Annotated in this window: 12 protein-coding genes and 1 pseudogene; 6 read left to right on the top strand and 7 right to left on the bottom strand. The window is 73.7% G+C overall.

The features are described from left to right. Positions 1-28 precede the first annotated feature (28 nt). Entirely contained in the window at positions 29-2,155 is a 2,127-nt protein-coding gene (locus OG904_RS16655) for a protein kinase domain-containing protein (protein ID WP_405491673.1), read from the top strand. A gap of 118 nt (positions 2,156-2,273) precedes the next feature. Here OG904_RS16655 and ilvD read toward each other — a convergent pair whose 3' ends face one another. The 4 genes from ilvD to OG904_RS16635 form a co-directional block, all read right to left on the bottom strand. Beyond that, a complete protein-coding gene (gene ilvD, locus OG904_RS16650; protein WP_405491671.1) occupies positions 2,274-4,127 on the bottom strand; it encodes a dihydroxy-acid dehydratase in 1,854 nt (617 codons plus the stop codon). Positions 4,128-4,265: 138 nt separating this feature from the next. Then, the gene (locus OG904_RS16645) at positions 4,266-4,976 is read right to left on the bottom strand and encodes a TetR family transcriptional regulator (protein ID WP_405491669.1); all 711 of its coding nucleotides are present in this window, start codon (positions 4,974-4,976) and stop codon (positions 4,266-4,268) included. Next, the gene (locus tag OG904_RS16640; RefSeq protein ID WP_405491667.1) at positions 4,973-5,806 is read right to left on the bottom strand and encodes a sugar phosphate isomerase/epimerase family protein; all 834 of its coding nucleotides are present in this window, start codon (positions 5,804-5,806) and stop codon (positions 4,973-4,975) included. Before OG904_RS16640 ends, OG904_RS16645 begins: the two co-directional genes overlap by 4 nt. A gap of 162 nt (positions 5,807-5,968) precedes the next feature. After that, a complete protein-coding gene (locus OG904_RS16635) occupies positions 5,969-6,898 on the bottom strand; it encodes a Ppx/GppA family phosphatase (RefSeq protein ID WP_405491665.1) in 930 nt (309 codons plus the stop codon). A 63-nt stretch (positions 6,899-6,961) separates the two neighbouring features. Between OG904_RS16635 and OG904_RS16630 the strand changes: the two genes are divergently transcribed. Then, positions 6,962-7,837: a hypothetical protein gene (locus tag OG904_RS16630; RefSeq protein WP_405491663.1), complete on the top strand. Its 876-nt coding sequence runs from the start codon at positions 6,962-6,964 to the stop codon at positions 7,835-7,837. Positions 7,838-7,857: 20 nt separating this feature from the next. Here OG904_RS16630 and OG904_RS16625 read toward each other — a convergent pair whose 3' ends face one another. After that, entirely contained in the window at positions 7,858-9,750 is a 1,893-nt protein-coding gene (locus tag OG904_RS16625) for a BACON domain-containing protein (RefSeq protein ID WP_405491662.1), read from the bottom strand. 182 nt (positions 9,751-9,932) lie between these two features. Here OG904_RS16625 and radA point away from each other — a divergent pair, with 182 nt between their 5' ends. Next, positions 9,933-11,357 (top strand): DNA repair protein RadA, encoded by a 1,425-nt coding sequence (gene radA / locus OG904_RS16620; protein WP_405491660.1) that lies wholly within the window; start codon positions 9,933-9,935, stop codon positions 11,355-11,357. Positions 11,358-11,499: 142 nt separating this feature from the next. After that, positions 11,500-12,624 (top strand): DNA integrity scanning diadenylate cyclase DisA, encoded by a 1,125-nt coding sequence (gene disA, locus OG904_RS16615; RefSeq protein WP_281209182.1) that lies wholly within the window; start codon positions 11,500-11,502, stop codon positions 12,622-12,624. A gap of 21 nt (positions 12,625-12,645) precedes the next feature. Here disA and OG904_RS16610 read toward each other — a convergent pair. Together OG904_RS16610 and OG904_RS16605 are read right to left on the bottom strand one after the other, a co-directional pair. Then, positions 12,646-13,520, bottom strand: a protein-coding gene (locus OG904_RS16610) for an IS5 family transposase (protein ID WP_405491658.1) whose coding sequence is annotated in 2 segments (ribosomal slippage) — positions 12,646-13,173 and positions 13,176-13,520 — 873 coding nt in all. Because the reading frame shifts where the segments join, the coding sequence is not laid out codon by codon here. A 267-nt stretch (positions 13,521-13,787) separates the two neighbouring features. Beyond that, complete coding sequence (locus OG904_RS16605; RefSeq protein WP_405491656.1) at positions 13,788-14,615, bottom strand: hypothetical protein; 828 nt, start codon at positions 14,613-14,615, stop codon at positions 13,788-13,790. Positions 14,616-14,775: 160 nt separating this feature from the next. Between OG904_RS16605 and OG904_RS16600 the strand changes: the two genes are divergently transcribed. Together OG904_RS16600 and OG904_RS16595 are read left to right on the top strand one after the other, a co-directional pair. Continuing rightward, on the top strand, positions 14,776-15,390 hold the full coding sequence (locus OG904_RS16600; RefSeq protein WP_405491654.1) for a phosphatase PAP2 family protein: 615 nt from the start codon (positions 14,776-14,778) through the stop codon (positions 15,388-15,390). Between the two features lie 23 nt (positions 15,391-15,413). After that, positions 15,414-16,298 (top strand): annotated as a pseudogene (locus OG904_RS16595) (A/G-specific adenine glycosylase); the annotation flags it as partial. Positions 16,299-16,511 lie beyond the last annotated feature (213 nt).

The following is a 16,511-nucleotide window of genomic DNA, read 5'->3' as shown; positions in this document are numbered from 1 at the left end:
GACTAGGCTCCGGCGGGGGTGGTGAGCGGTGCGTTCAGTGCATGCGGACTACGCGGGGTTTCCGGAGTATGCCGGGCAGTACCGGCTCGAGTCCGTGCTCGGTTCCGGCGGCATGGGCGTCGTCCACCTGGCCACCTCCGAGTCGGGGCTGAAACTCGCCGTCAAGATCGTGCACCCGGAGCACGCGGTGGACCCGGAGTTCCGGGCCCGGTTCCGGCAGGAGGTCGCGGCCGCCCGGCGGGTGAGCGGAGCCTTCACCGCGCCCGTCGTGGACGCGGACCCCGATGCCGAACGGCCTTGGATGGCCACGCTGTTCATCGATGCCCCGACGCTCGCCGAGCGGGTACGGGAGCGCGTGCTGGAGCCCCGGGAACTGGCGCGGCTCGCCGCCGGACTCGCGGAGGCCCTGCGGGACATCCACCGGGCGGGGGTCGTGCACCGGGACCTGAAGCCCAGCAACGTGCTGATGGCCCCGGACGGGGTGCGGGTCATCGACTTCGGGATCTCGCGGCCGGCCGACAGCGATCTGCGGACCGAGACGGGGAAGCTGATCGGGACCCCGCCGTTCATGGCGCCCGAGCAGTTCCAGCGGCCGCGCGAGGTCGGGACCGCGGCCGATGTCTTCGCCCTCGGGGCGGTACTGGTGCACGCGGCGACCGGGCGGGGGCCGTTCGACTCCGACAGCCACTACCTCGTGGCGTACCAGGTGGTGCACAGCGAACCCGATCTGACCGGCCTGCCGGAGCGGCTCGTCCCGCTGGTCGCGCAGTGCCTGGCCAAGGACCCGGCGGAGCGGCCGAGCGCGGACCAGCTGATCGTGGCGCTGCGTACGGTGGCGTACCCGACGGACCTGGACACGCAGGCCTTCGTCCCGCGGCCGCGGAGACCCTCCGGCGGGACGGACGAGGCCACGCACCTGCGGGAGCGGATCGTTCCCCCGCCGCCCTCGGGCGGGCGGCGGACCCGGGTGGCGGTGTCGGCCGGGCTCGGGCTGCTGCTCGTGGCGGGGGCCGTCGGCGGATACCTGTGGTCCGGATCCGCCGCCGGGTCCGGGACCGGACCCGGCACGGGGCCGTCGGGGGGCGCAGCCGCGCCGGCGCCCGCGGCGCGGCCCGCTCCGTGGTCGGTACGGCTGGGCGAGCGCAGTCAGGCGTGCTCCTGGCAGGCCCCGGCCCTGTACTGCTCGGGACCGGGCCCGGCGGTGGCCCGGCTAGGCCCGGCGGACGGGGCTGCCGTGTGGAAGCTGCGGGAGACCGGGGCGGACGTCCGGCCGGCCACCGGCAGCGCTCCCCTCCACGCGGGCGGGCTCGTGCTCGTCACGGCTCCCGGCAGCGGGCTGCTCCAGGCGCGGGATCCCGCGACGGGCGCCGAGCGCTGGCACCGGAGCCTCCCGGACGGCTCGCACGTCGTACCCCTCGGCGCGACGGTGCTGGTGGCCGCGGCGGGCGGAGCGGTCACCGCCCTGGACGCGGCGGGCGGCGCCGAGCTGTGGACCAAGCCCGTCGGCGGTGTGGGTTCCCTGTGGTGGGGCGCGCCGGAGGGACCCGGCGGACCGGTGCTGTACGGGGCGACGCCCGCCCGCGACGGGAAGTCGACGCAGTTGTCGGCGGTGGACCCCGCGAACGGGTCGGTGCGGTGGCAGGCGCGCACGGCCGGACTGCTGCAGCCCGTCGGCGTGGCGGGCGGCGCGCTGTTCCTGCTGGAGACCGGCGCCCAGGAGGCCAGGGCCAACGCGGTCGTACGGGTGGACCTGGGCACGCGCGCGGTGGGGCGGGTACGGCTGGCGACTCCGCTGTACCAGGCCGAGGCGAGCGTGGGGCCGGACGGCACCGTGTACGTCTTCGGCGCCCCGGGCGCGCTGGTGGCCGTGGGACCGGCCAAGGAGGAGTGGCGGCTGGAGACGGGGCTGGCCCTGGCCTCCCGGCCGGTGTTCGCCGACGGGCGGGTCTACCTGACGGCCCCGGACGGCCGGCTCCTCGCCGTGGACGCGGGCTCGGGGCGGCTACTGGGGCAGACCAAGCCCCGGATGGGCACGGGGAAGGACACCTTCGCGGCGAGCCTGCCCGCGCCCGTGGTCGCGGACGGCCGGGTGTACGCCTCGGCTCCGGACGGGACCGTGTTCGCGGTGGCGGCGGGGGATCCCGCCGGGTGGTGAAACGGGGCCGGCCCCGTCCGAAGGTGTCGGAGGGGGCCGGAGCCGGAGTGCGGGGGCCGGGCCTCGATCGCCGGGCCTGGAGGGCCGGGCCTGGAGGGCCGGGCCTGGAGGGCCGGGGTCAGCCTTCCAGGAGGGAGACGTCGCGGACCGCGCCCTTGTCGGCGCTGGTGGCCATGGCCGCGTAGGCGCGCAGGGCCGCGGAGACCTTGCGCTCGCGGTCCTTCGGGGCGTAGACCCCGCCGAGGGCCGCGTGGCGGGCCGCCACCGTGGCCTCGTCGACCAGGAGCTCGATGGAGCGGTTCGGGATGTCGATGCGGATGAGGTCGCCGTCCTCCACGACCGCGATGGTGCCGCCCGAGGCCGCCTCCGGGGAGGCGTGGCCGATGGAGAGGCCCGAGGTGCCGCCGGAGAAACGGCCGTCCGTGACCAGGGCGCAGACCTTGCCGAGGCCCCGGCCCTTGAGGAAGGACGTCGGGTAGAGCATCTCCTGCATGCCGGGGCCGCCGCGCGGGCCCTCGTAGCGGATGACGACGACGTCGCCGGCCTTGATCTCCTTGCGGAGGATCTTGTCGACGGCCTCGTCCTGCGATTCGCAGACCACGGCCGGGCCCTCGAAGGTCCAGATCGACTCGTCGACGCCCGCGGTCTTCACGACGCAGCCGTCGACCGCGATGTTGCCGCGCAGGACGGCGAGGCCGCCGTCCTTGGAGTACGCGTGCTGGACGGAGCGGATGCAGCCGCCCTCGGCGTCTAGGTCCAGGGTCTCCCAGCGCTCGGACTGGGAGAAGGCGGTGGCGGAACGCTTGCAGCCGGGGGCGGCGTGCCACAGCTCCATGGCCTCGGCCGAGGCCGTGCCGGAGCGGGGGTCCCACTTCGCCAGCCACTCCTCCAGGTTGGCGGAGTGGACGGAGTTGACGCCCTTGTTCAGGAGGCCGCCGCGGTGCAGTTCACCGAGGATGGCGGGCATGCCGCCGGCCCGGTGGACGTCCTCCATGTAGTACGTGCCGCCGGGCGCCACGTTCGGCGCGACCTTGGACAGGCACGGGACCCGGCGCGAGACGGCGTCGATGTCCGTGAGGTCGTACTGCAGGCCCGCCTCCTGCGCCGCGGCGAGGAGGTGGAGGATCGTGTTCGTGGATCCGCCCATGGCGATGTCGAGGGCCATGGCGTTCTCGAAGGCGTCGCGGCTGGCGATGTTGCGCGGGAGGACCGACTCGTCGCCGTCCTCGTAGTACCGCTTGGTGATCTCCACGATCGTGCGGCCGGCGTCCTCGTAGAGGGCGCGGCGGGCGGTGTGCGTGGCGAGGACCGAGCCGTTGCCGGGGAGGGCCAGGCCGATGGCCTCGGCGAGGCAGTTCATCGAGTTGGCGGTGAACATGCCGGAACAGCTGCCGCAGGTGGGACAGGCGTTCTCCTCGATGCGGAGCACGTCCTCGTCGGAGACGTTCTCGTTCGAGGCGTCGACCATGGCGTCGATCAGGTCGAGCTTGCGGACGGTGCCGTCGACGAGGGTGGCCTGGCCGGCCTCCATCGGGCCGCCGGAGACGAAGACGACCGGGATGTTGAGGCGCAGGGCGGCCATCAGCATGCCGGGGGTGATCTTGTCGCAGTTGGAGATGCAGATCAGGGCGTCGGCGCAGTGGGCCTCGACCATGTACTCGACGCTGTCCGCGATGAGGTCGCGGGAGGGCAGGGAGTACAGCATGCCGGCGTGGCCCATGGCGATGCCGTCGTCGACCGCGATGGTGTTGAACTCGCGGGGGACGGCACCGGCGGCGAGGATCGCGTCGGAGACGATGCGGCCGACCGGGGCCAGGTGGGTGTGGCCGGGGACGAACTCCGTGAAGGAGTTGGCGACCGCGATGATCGGCTTCCCGATGTCCCCGCTCGCTACGCCCGACGCACGCATAAGGGCGCGTGCGCCCGCCATGTTGCGGCCGTGGGTGACGGTGCGGGACCTCAGCTCGGGCATCGGGTTCACTCCCCATGAGTGCGGTGGCGTGTGCACGCCTGCCGCGACTGTGGATATGGCTCGGTTACGAGGCTACGCCCCTCGCCCGCGATAACGGACACGGTGTCCGCATGACGGGACGGGTGGCTCACTACTCGGTCATGCGTCGGTCAGGTAGCGCTGGAGGGTGGGGGCCACCATCTCGATGATGGTCTCCGGGTCCGCCGACGCGAGGGGCTCGATCTGGACGACGTAGCGCAGGATCGCGATGCCGACCATGTGGGACGCGGCGAGCTCGGCGCGGAAGGTCGGGTCGGGGACGTTCAGGTCGGCCGCGATCCGCTCCAGGAGCCGGGTCAGGACCAGCCTGCGCAGCACCTTCGCGGCGGCCTCGTGGGTGAGGGCCGAACGGATCACGGCGAGCAGCGGGGCCCGGGTGACCGGGTTCTCCCAGACGCCGAGGAAGTAGCGGGCCAGGCGCTCGCCGATGCCGTCGGGGCCGGGGGCGAGGAGCGCCGGTACGACGAGGGCGGGCTCCATGCTGAGCTCGATCGCGGCGGCGAAGAGGTCGTCCTTGCTGCCGAAGTAGTGGTGCACCAGGGCCGGGTCCACGCCGGCCGCCTTGGCGATGCCGCGCACGGAGGTCTTGTCGTAGCCGCGCGCCGCGAACTCGGCGCGGGCGGCGAGGCGGATGCGCTCCTGGGTGCCGGGACCGTCCTCGGCCTCGTCGTGGCGGGGGCGGCCGGGGCCGCGGCGGCGGGGGGCGGGCTTGGTCGCGGGGGTCGCCGCGCCGGGCGGGGCGGGGCTCGCCGCCGCGGGGGCGGGGGCGGGGGTCGCCGCGGAGGCGGGGGTGGGGAGGGGCTCGGTCATGGGCGCGGGGTCCTGACCGCCGGGCCGGGGGCCGTCGCGAGGTGGAGCCGGGTGAAGGCCAGTGCCTCGGCGAGGTCGGCCTCCCGCTCCGCGGAGGACATCGCGCGGCGGGTGTTGACCTCGATGACCACGTGGCCGTCGAAGGAGGTGGCGGCGAGCCGCTCCAGCAGTTCGGCGCAGGGCTGGCTGCCGCGGCCGGGGACGAGGTGCTCGTCCTTCGCGGAACCGTTTCCGTCGGCCAGGTGGATGTGCGCGAGCCGGTCGCCCATCCGGTCGATCATCGCGGTCGCGTCGGTACGGGCGGTCGCGGTGTGGGAGAGGTCGACCGTGAAGTGGCGGTAGTCGTCCTTGGTGACGTCCCACTCGGGGGCGTACGCGAGCATCTCGCGGTCGCGGTAGCGCCAGGGGTACATGTTCTCGACGGCGAAGCGGACGTCGGTCTCGTCCGCCATCCGCCAGATCCCGGTGACGAAGTCGCGGGAGTACTGGCGCTGCCAGCGGAAGGGGGGATGGACGACCACGGTGCTCGCGCCGAGGCGTTCGGCCGCCACCTGCGCGCGCTGGAGTTTGGTCCAGGGGTCGGTGGACCAGACGCGCTGCGTGATGAGGAGGCAGGGGGCGTGGATCGCGAGGATCGGGACCCGGTGGTGGTCGGAGAGGCGGCGCAGGGCGTCGACGTCCTGGCTGACCGGGTCCGTCCAGACCATGACCTCGACGCCGTCGTAGCCGAGGCGCGCGGCGATCTCGAAGGCGGTCGCCGTCGACTCCGGGTAGACGGAGGCGGTGGAGAGGGCGACTTTCGCGGTCGGGATCCGGACTGGTTTTGCCACGGGGACAGGGTATCGGGGTCCCCGCACACCCGGGGTCCGGCTCTCCCCCCGGGCCTCTCGCCGCGGGCCTCTCGCCCCGGACCTCTCCGCCCCGGGCCTCTCGCCCCGGACCCCGGTCCGTGAACTCCGGACGGGTGGAAGGACGGCCCGGGGGCGCGGGGGTCAGCCCGGGAGGTGGTCCAGGCGGCGGAGGATCACGCCTTCGCGCAGGGCCCAGGGGCAGATTTCCAGGGCGTCCACGCCCAGGAGGTCCATCGCGCCCTCCGCGACCAGCGCCCCCGCGAGCAGCTGGTTGGAACGGCCCTCCGAGACTCCGGGGAGGGCGGCCCGCTGCGCGGTGGTCATCGCCGCCAGGCGCGGGACCCACTCCTCCAGGGATTTGCGGGTCAGGTCGCGCTGGACGTACAGGCCCTCGGCGGAGCGGGCCGCGCCCGCGATCCGGGCCAGCTGCTTGAAGGTCTTCGAGGTCGCCACCACCCGGTCCGGAGTCCCGAAGCGGCTGAACTCGCCGACCGTGCGCGCGATCTGCGCCCGTACGTGGCGGCGCAGCGCCCTGATGTCCGACTGGTCCGGCGGGTCGCCCGGCAGCCAGCCCGCCGTCAGCCGTCCCGCGCCGAGCGGGAGGGAGACGGCGGCGTCCGGGTCCTCGTCGATGCCGTACGCGATCTCCAGCGAGCCGCCCCCGATGTCCAGGAGCAGCAGCTTGCCCGCCGACCAGCCGAACCAGCGCCGCGCCGCGAGGAAGGTCAGGCGGGCCTCGTCGTCGCCGCTCAGCACGGGGAGGTCGATGCCCGTCTCCGACTTGACCCGGGCGAGGACCTCGTCCGCGTTCGTGGCCTCCCGTACCGCGCTCGTCGCGAAGGGGAGTACGTCCTCGCACCCCTTGTCCTCGGCCGCCTGCACCGCGTCCGCGATGACGGAAACGAGCCGCTCGACCCCCTCCGGCGTCACCGCGCCGTGCTCGTCGAGGAGCTCCGCCAGGCGCAGTTCCACCTTGTGCGAGTGCGCCGGCAGCGGGCGCGCACCGGGGTGCGCGTCCACCACCAGCAGATGGATCGTGTTCGAACCCACATCGAGGACACCGAGTCTCATGGGGGGAAACGCTACTGGGCCAAAGGCGTAGGGGTGGAGTAAGGGGCGCTTAGGCTTGGGTTTGTGCCAAATACGAAGAAGGCCAACAAGTCCAAGTCCCGGTCGGACACCTCGGACACCTCGGAGAAGACGGGGAAGGCGGGGAAGGCGGCAAAGGCGAAGTCCGCCAAGGCCGCCGCATCCGGGCCGGCTGACGAGAAGGGGCTCGACTTCCCGCGGGCCTGGGTGGAGTTCCCCGACCCCGCCGACGAGGAGCAGGTCTTCCGCTGCGACCTGACCTGGCTCACCTCCCGCTGGACCTGCATCTTCGGCAGCGGCTGCCAGGGCATTCAGGCGGGCCGCGCGGACGACGGCTGCTGCACGCTGGGCGCACACTTCTCCGACGAGGACGACGAGAAGCGGGTCGCCGAGAACGTGGCGCGGCTGACCCCGGAGCTGTGGCAGTTCCACGACGTCGGCAGCGAGACCGGCTGGACGCAGCACGACGACGACGGGGAGAAGCAGACCCGCCGCTGGGACGGCGCCTGCATCTTCCTGAACCGGCCCGGGTTCCCGGCGGGAGCCGGCTGCTCCCTGCACATCCTGGCGGTGAAGAGCGGACAGGAGCCGCTGGAGACCAAGCCGGACGTGTGCTGGCAGCTGCCGGTCCGCCGGACCTACGACTGGATCGACCGGCCCGACGACACCCGCGTGCTCCAGGTGTCGATCGGCGAGTACGACCGGCGCGGCTGGGGTCCCGGCGGCCACGACCTGCACTGGTGGTGCACGTCGGCCACCTCCGCGCACGGCGCCGGCGAGCCGGTGTACGTGTCGTACCGGCCCGAGCTGACGGAGCTGATGGGCAAGGCGGCGTACGAGGTGCTCGTGGGGCTGTGCGAGGCGCGGCTCTCCTCGCTGCTGCCGATGGCCCCGCACCCCGCGGATCCGGCCGTTCAGTAGCCCAACGGCGTGGTCGAGCCCTACGGAGTCGTCGCGGGGGGCGTCGGTGACGGTGTTCCCTCCGACGGGCTCGGAGTGGGGGTCGGCGTCGCAGTCGGCGTGGGCGTGGGCGTCGGGGTGGGCGTCGGAGTCGGGTCGTGCGGCGTGGGTGTCGGGGTCGGGGTCGGCGTCGGGTCGTGCGGCGTGGGTGTCGGGGTCGGCGCGGGGCGGCCGCGGCCCTGGACGGAGATCACCGCGCCGCCCGGGTCCACCCCGACGCGGGCGCTCCAGGCCCCGACGGGCTGGGCCTCGGAGTCCACGGTGATCCGCAGGGTGACCGATTCTCCTGGGGCCAGCCGGCCCGAGGTGTGGCTGGCGCGCAGCCACGGGGCGTCGGACCACAGCCGCCAGTCGACCGGGGCGCCGCCCGACGCGGTGAGGGTGAGCAGGGTGGTCGCGCCGTGCGAGGCGGCGCTCGCGGTCAGCCGTCCGGGAGCACCGGGTGCGCCGGGGGTGGCGGAGGGCTGGCCGCTGCTGATGACCTCGACGGAGACGTCGGGGGCGGCGCTGCCTTCGGCGAAGCCGGGGCCGTCGGTGGTGACGGCCGCGTTGCCGGCGTTCTCGTACGCCGTCAGCGGGCGTCCGTCGGTGCGCGGCAGCGGAAGCTCCGCCTCGCTCGCGGAGATGCGGGTGGAGGTGCTGCCGACGGGTTCCCCGGTGCTGGGGGCGCCCCGGTAGGCCGCCCACAGCGCCAGGACCGGCGCCGCGACGACGGTGGCGACCACGGTGGTGGTCACGGCGCGGGCGCGCAGCCGGTCGCGGCGGGCCGCCCGGTCCTTGGGGTCCATCGGGAAGCCGGTGCGGTCGAAGCGCGGTCCGGTCCCGGCGCCGCGGCGGCTGCCGGAGCGGAGCATCGCGGCGCGGACGGCGGTGCGCGGGGCCGGGACCAGCGGGAGGGCGGCGGTGTTGATGCCGCCCGAGCCGGGCCAGGGCGCGCCGGCTCCGACGCGTTCGGCCACGCGGCGGCAGCGCGGGCAGTCGTCGACGTGGCGGACCAGCTCGGCGCGCAGGGCGGAGGACAGCAGGACGTTCCCGCCGCCGTCTCCCCCGCCCTCGTCGTCCTGGCCGGTCAGCCGGGAGACGCTCGGGCAGTTTCCGGTCTCCACGACGGCGAGGGCGGCGCGGGTGCGCTCGACCTCGCAGGCGGCGCCGGAGAGCAGCTCGCGGGCGGTGGCCGGGGGCGTGCCGAGGACGGCGGCGAGTTCGGGGACGGCGAGGCGGTGGCGGACGGCGAGTTCGAGGGCCTCGCGCTGCTCGGGGCTGGTGCCGGCGGCCTCCGGCCAGGCGAGGCGGGCGAGTTCGGTGCGGCGGTGGGCCGACGCGTCGATACCGCCGGGGCCGCCTGGGCCGTAGATACCGCCGGATCCGCCGGACCGTGCGGTCCCGTACGGGGCTCCGTACGAGGCTCCGTACGAGGCTCCGTACGAGGCGGCGTTAGCGGCCGCGTTCGCATCGGCGTTCGCGGTGGCGTTCGCGTCGGCGTTCGCGGTGTCCGGCGCACGGCCGGGTGCCGCATGCTCCGGTGTACGCCGGGCGGAATGCGCTCCCCCGTACCCGTACCGCTCGCGCCGCCGCTCGGCCAGCCGCCGCAGGCAGGCCCAGCGCGCGAGGGCGTAGAGCCAGGCCCGCCGGTCCCCCTCGTCGGGGCAGCGGCCGGGGTACCGCTCGGCGACGGCGAGGACGTCGCCGAGCACGTCGGTGGCGGTGTCGTGGTCGCACAGGACCGAGAGGCAGTACGTGAACAGCCCGTCCAGGTAGGGCTCGTACCGGAACGGTGGCGGCTGCTCCACCCTGGTCCCCTCGGGGGGCGTGCGCCCGTGCGCCCGGTGTGCGCCGGTGCGCGGTGCGGGGTGTCCCTGGTTGCTGCTGTTCACCTGGCGACCGTAGGCGGCGCGCTGGTGGCGCTCCGGAAGCCTTCACCACTTTTAGCCCTTACGGGTGAACAGATCGGCATCGCGCTGACAGCGCCCCTGACGCCGCACGCCACGGCGGGCGCACGGTGCCGCCGGGCGGCTGCCCGGCGGCACTGTCGGAGGCGGCCGCTACGGTGGACCGCATGGCTGCTGCCCGTACATCCCGTTCGTCCGCCAAGGACCGGCCGTCCTACCGCTGCACCGAGTGCGGGTACTCCACCGCCAAGTGGCTCGGCCGGTGCCCCGAGTGCCAGGCCTGGGGCACCGTCGAGGAGCTGGGCGGGGCGCCCGCGATCCGGACCACCGCGGCCGGCCGGGTCACCACGGCCGCCGTGCCGATCGGGCAGGTCGACGTCAGGACCGCGACCGCGCGCAGCACCGGCGTGGACGAGCTGGACCGGGTGCTGGGCGGCGGGCTGATCCCCGGGGCGGTGGTCCTGCTCGCCGGCGAGCCGGGCGTGGGCAAGTCCACGCTGCTGCTCGACGTCGCGGCGAAGGCGGCCAGCGACGAGCACCGCACGCTGTACGTCACGGGCGAGGAGTCGGCGAGCCAGGTGCGGCTGCGGGCCGAGCGGATCAAGGCCCTCAGCGACCACCTCTACCTCGCCGCCGAGACCGACCTGTCCGCGGTCCTCGGGCACCTCGACGCGGTGAAGCCCTCGCTGCTGATCCTGGACTCCGTACAGACCGTGGCCTCCCCCGAGATCGACGGCGCGCCCGGCGGCATGGCGCAGGTCCGGGAGGTGGCCGGGGCGCTGATCCGGGCCTCCAAGGAGCGCGGGATGTCCACGCTGCTCGTCGGCCACGTCACCAAGGACGGGGCGATCGCCGGTCCCCGGCTGCTGGAACACCTCGTGGACGTGGTCCTGAGCTTCGAGGGCGACCGGCACGCGCGGCTGCGCCTGGTCCGCGGTGTGAAGAACCGGTACGGCGCGACGGACGAGGTCGGCTGCTTCGAGCTGCACGACGAGGGCATCACCGGCCTCGCCGACCCGAGCGGGCTGTTCCTGACCCGCCGCACCGAGGCCGTCCCCGGCACCTGTCTGACGGTGACCCTGGAGGGCAAGCGTCCGCTGGTCGCCGAGGTGCAGGCGCTGACGGTGGACTCGCAGATCCCCTCGCCGCGCCGGACCACTTCCGGGCTGGAGACCTCGCGGGTCTCGATGATGCTGGCGGTGCTGGAGCAGCGCGGGCGGATCACGGCGCTCGGCAAGCGGGACATCTACACCGCGACGGTGGGCGGGGTGAAGCTCACCGAGCCGGCCGCCGACCTGGCCGTCGCGCTGGCCCTGGCCTCGGCGGCCAGCGACGTGCCGCTCCCGAAGAACCTGGTCGCCATCGGGGAGGTCGGTCTCGCGGGCGAGGTCCGGCGGGTGACGGGCGTGCAGCGGCGGCTCGCGGAGGCGTACCGGCTCGGGTTCACGCACGCGCTGGTGCCGGTGGACCCGGGGAAGGTGCCGGCCGGGATGAAGGTGACGGAGGTCGCCGACATGGGCGATGCGCTACGGGTCCTGCCGCGCGGGCGGACGCGTACCCGGCAGGATCCGAAAGAGACGGCCCAGGGCTGAACCGCAGGTCAAGTGGCCCGGACGGGGTGCTCCGCGGCCCGGCCGGGGCAAGGCACGGCGTGGTCGGGGGCCGCGCCGGTAGACTTCGGCATGGTCCGCCCGGCCGTACGCAGGCGGTACAACCCGCGACCGGAGGAGTGCAGTGGCAGCCAAGGACGGGGCAGCAGCATCCGGGAAGTCGGGCGCCAGCTCCAAGCAGGAGGCCATGATGCGCGCCTCGCTGAGCGCGGTCGCGCCTGGTCAGCCGCTGCGTGACGGGCTGGAACGGATCGTCCGCGGCAACACCGGAGGGCTGATCGTCCTCGGCATGGACAAGTCCGTCGAGGCGATGTGCACCGGCGGATTCGTCCTGGACGTGGAGTTCACGGCGACCCGGTTGCGCGAGCTGTGCAAGCTCGACGGCGCGCTGATCCTGGACAAGGACATCACCAAGATCCTGCGGGCGGGCGTCCAGCTGGTGCCGGACGCGTCCATCCACACGGAGGAGACGGGCACCCGGCACCGCACCGCGGACCGGGTCTCGAAGCAGTGCGGTTTCCCGGTGGTGTCGGTCTCGCAGTCGATGCGGCTGATCGCGCTGTACGTGGACGGCGAGCGGCGCGTGCTGGAGGAGTCCGGGGCGATCCTGTCGCGGGCGAACCAGGCGCTGGCCACGCTGGAGCGGTACAAGCTCCGCCTGGACGAGGTCGCCGGGACGCTGTCCGCGCTGGAGATCGAGGACCTGGTGACGGTCCGCGACGTCACGGCGGTGGCGCAGCGGCTGGAAATGGTGCGGCGCATCGCGACGGAGATCGCGGAGTACGTGGTGGAACTCGGCACGGACGGCCGTCTGCTGTCGCTCCAGCTGGACGAGCTGACGGTCGGGATCGAGCAGGAGCGGGAGCTGGTCATCCGGGACTACGTGCCGGAGCCGACGGCGAAGCGTTCCCGCACGGTGGAGGAGGCGCTGCCGGCCCTGGACGCGCTGACGCATCCGGAGCTGCTGGAGCTGGCGATCGTGGCGCGGGCCCTGGGCTACACCGGCTCGCCGGAGACCCTGGACTCGGCGGTGTCCCCGCGCGGGTACCGGCTGCTGGCGAAGGTTCCGCGGCTGCCGGGGGCGATCATCGAGCGGCTGGTGGAGCACTTCGGCGGGCTGCAGAAGCTGCTCGCGGCGTCGGTGGACGACCTGCAGACGGTGGACGGCGTCGGCGAGGCGCGTGCGCGCAGCGTCCGCGAGGGTCTGTCCCGGCTGGCGGAGTCCTCGATCCTGGAGCGGTACGTCTAGGGTCTGTTGTGAAAGTGCTGGTCACAGCCATTCGTTGATGGCTGCGATCAGCACTGTCGCTTCGTAGCGGACGGCGAGCTTGTCGTATCTCGTGGCGACCGCGCGGTGACGCTTGAGCCGGTTGATGCCGCACTCGACCGCGTGCCGCTGTTTGTAGTCGTCCTTGTCGAACTTCGGCGGCCGGCCGCCGCGGGAGCCAGCCTTGTTCCGGTTGCGGACGCGGTCCGCAGGAACCGGAATCGTGACCTTGATTCCGCGTCTGCGCAGGTAGGAGCGGTTGCTGCGGGAGTCGTACGCCTTGTCCGCACGTACTCGGTCCGGGCGCTTGCGCGGCCGCCCGAGTCCGAGCCGGGGAACCCGGATCGCTTCCAGGACAGGCTCGAACTGCGGGGAATCGCCCCGCTGCCCGGCCGTGATCACGATCGCCAGGGGCTTCTGGCCCTGCTCGACCGCAAGGTGGATTTTGGTGCTCAGCCCGCCCCGGGAGCGTCCGAGTCCGTGATCGGCCGGCTCGGCGAACACGCCACCGGGCGGTTCCTTCTGGAGATCCCCCTTTTCGCCGCTCCGGCGGCGTGCTGGTGGGCCCGGCAGACGGTCGAGTCAACGTTCACGTCCCAGGTGATCAGACCCTTCGCATCGGCCTGGGCCTGGAGCTGGGTGACGATGCGGGCCCAAGTACCGTCTCGCTGCCAGCGTCGGAACAGGTCGTAGACCCGGTCCCACGGCCCGTACCGTTCCGGCACATCCCGCCACGGGGCGCCGGTTCGCGTCCGCCACCGTATGCCGTCTATCAGCTGCCGCCGCGTCCACACCTGAGGCCGGCCCGGCTTGATGCCCTGCGGCAGCAACGGCTCAAGCCGGACCCACTGGCCATTCGTCAGATCTCCACGTCCCACAGAACGTGATCATCAACGATCAAGATCCACTTTCGCAACAGACCCTAGGTCGCAGCTGCGGGGTGTGCGGCCGCGCCGCTCCCGGGGCTCCGCCCCGGACCCCGCTCCTCAAACGCCGGAGGGGCTGGAATTGCCCTGCGGGCAATCCAGCCCCGGCGCGGGATGCGCTGCGCGCACGTGAGGCTGACGTCAGCCGAAATCCAGCCCCGCCGGCGATTGAGGCGCGGGGGTCCGGGGGCAGAGCCCCCGGCAGCGGCGCCGCGCCCGTTACTCCTGCTTCAGGACGAACGAGGTTCGGGCCACCGGCATGCCCGGGGACTTGACCTCGACCACGTACGTGTCCGCCGCAGCCGCCCCCGCCGGGGGCGTCTGGCACTGGTCCGCCGCGCTGAAGTGGCGGTCCCATTCCAGTGATTGCCTGGTCTCGCCCTGCGAGGCGACCCGGAAGAACACGTTGCCCGCGCCCGCCGGGCAGTCCGAGGAGGACCAGACCGGCTTGGCGTTGCTGGCCTGAGTGATGGTCAGCACGGCCTGCTTCGGGCCGAGATCGACCTTGCAGGTCGTACCGGAGACGTTGCGCGCGATGAGTTCGAGGCGCGGCTTCTCGCTCGCCTCGTACTCGTTCTTCACGCTCCTGACCTCCCACTGCAGCGCGCTCGGCACGCACGTGGGCACCGGCGAGTCCGCCGGGACGACCTGGCCCGCGCCGGATCCGCCCGCGCCGCCCTGGTCCGCGGAGCCCGGCTCGCTGCCCGGCTCGCCGTTCTTGCCCGTGCCGGAGCTGGCGCCGGGGCCGGGGCCGGGGCTCGCGCCCGTGCCGCCGCCGCCCGTGCCGCCGCCGCCCGAGCCCGATCCCCCACGCCCGCCCGGGGCCTGACTGATCGCCGGGCCGGACCCGGCGGGTCCCGGGGTGATCTGGGTGGCGGGGCCGGAGCCGCCCTGCCCCTTGCCGTTGGTACTCGGCTGCCCTCCGCCGGAGCTGACGGTCCATACGGCGAGGAGCGCGAGGAGCGCGGCGACGGACGCCAGCACGGCCCTCCGTCGCCAGTAGATGGAGGAGGGGAGCGGCCCGACCGGATTGCGCAGAGATCCCACGGACGGAACTTTACGAGAGTTCGCGGCGCGATCCGTGCCCCACATGCCGCGCACCCGGCTTGTTTTGCCGATGATCATCCTGCGGGGGGATCCCAGAGCCTCCGGAATCAGCCAGGAGTCTGATGAGGACGTTATTCCGCTTTGGATACCGTCGGTGACCATGGACAGCTCCGGCCTCTACCTCGACGTCACCGATTTCGCCCACTCGACCCCCACCTGGGTGCAATCGGCGTTCGAGTTCTTCACCGAGTACGGGCTGCTGGTCTTCGGCGCCCTCTTCATAGCCGTGTGGTGGCGCTCGCGGGGTGCCCGCGACCCCCGCGCGGTGGCCCTCGCACTGCTCGCCCCGCTCGCCACCGCCCTCGCCTACGTCGCATCCGAGCTGGTGAAGTCCAGCGTCGACGAGGAGCGCCCCTGCCGGGCCGTGGCCGGGGCGGCGGCCTCCCTGATCAAGTGCCCGGCCACCGGGGACTGGTCCTTCCCGAGCAACCACTCCGTCATCGCGGGCGCCGCCGCCGTCGTACTGGCCCTGGCCGTTCCCCGCCTCGCGCTGCTGACCGTTCCGCTCGCGCTCCTGATGGCCTTCTCCCGCGTGTTCGTCGGCGTCCACTACCCGCACGACGTGGCCATGGGCCTGCTGCTGGGCGCGAGCCTCGCCCCGCTCGCCGTCCTCGCGCTCACCGGCCCGACCGCCAAGGTCGTCACCGCCGTGCGGGCCGGGGGTGGGCGCGCCGCTGTCCTGATCACCGGCCCGGGCCCGGCACGCCAGGCCTGAAACGTGCCAGGATGCCGTCTGACATGACTGCAACCATTCCCGCCGCCGCACTGCACTCACCCGTCATCGCGTGGTTCGAAGCACACGCCCGCGACCTGCCCTGGCGCCGCCCCGAAGCCGGTCCCTGGGGGGTGATGGTCAGCGAGTTCATGCTCCAGCAGACCCCCGTCAACAGGGTCCTGCCGGTCTACGAGCAGTGGCTCGCCCGCTGGCCCCGTCCCGCCGACCTCGCCGCCGACGCCCCCGGTGAGGCCGTACGCGCCTGGGGGCGGCTCGGCTATCCGCGCCGGGCCCTGCGCCTGCACGGCGCGGCCGTCGCCATAACGGAGCGGCACGGGGGCGACGTACCGCGCGAGCACGCACAGCTGCTGGCCCTGCCCGGGATCGGCGAGTACACGGCGGCCGCCGTCGCCTCCTTCGCGTACGGACAGCGGCACGCGGTCCTCGACACCAACGTGCGCCGGGTCTTCGCGCGCACCGCCACCGGGGTCGAGTACCCGCCGAACGCCACGACCGCCGCCGAACGGCGCCTGGCTCGGGCCCTGCTCCCCGAGGACGAGGACACCGCGGCCCGCTGGGCGGCGGCCTCCATGGAGCTCGGGGCGCTGGTGTGCACGGCCAGGACCCCGGACTGCGGGAGCTGCCCGGTCGCCTCGCTGTGCGCGTGGCGGCTCGCCGGGAAGCCCGCGCACGAGGGCCCGCCGCGGCGCGGGCAGACGTACGCCGGGACGGACCGGCAGGTGCGCGGCAAACTCCTCGCGGTGCTGCGGGAGGCGGTCGGCGCGGTGCCGCGGTCCGTCCTGGACACCGTCTGGGACGAGCCCGTGCAGCGGGCCCGCGCGCTGGACGGGCTGGTCTCGGACGGGCTCGTGGAGCCGCTGGCGGGCCGGATGTACCGGCTTCCGGCAGGCCCCGCGACGACGGCCGGCCAGGCCCCTGAGGCTGAGTCAGGCATTCCGCTTGACTCGGAGAAACCGCAGCTCACGGGCACTGTTACACAACCTATGGGTGTCCGTGCGCCCACCGAAGGCTGACCCGCACAGGCCCGTGACAACGCCTCCGTACCGTCGGATCCGTAAGGCAGCGGATGAACGGTTTGGTCGGAACGGAGGCGGTCTGAG

Source organism: Streptomyces sp. NBC_00096, from assembly GCF_045041305.1.
In the GTDB taxonomy this organism is placed as follows: Bacteria; Actinomycetota; Actinomycetes; order Streptomycetales; family Streptomycetaceae; genus Streptomyces.
Note: the sequence above shows the minus strand (reverse complement) of the source record. Positions and strands in the feature narration are given on the sequence as shown.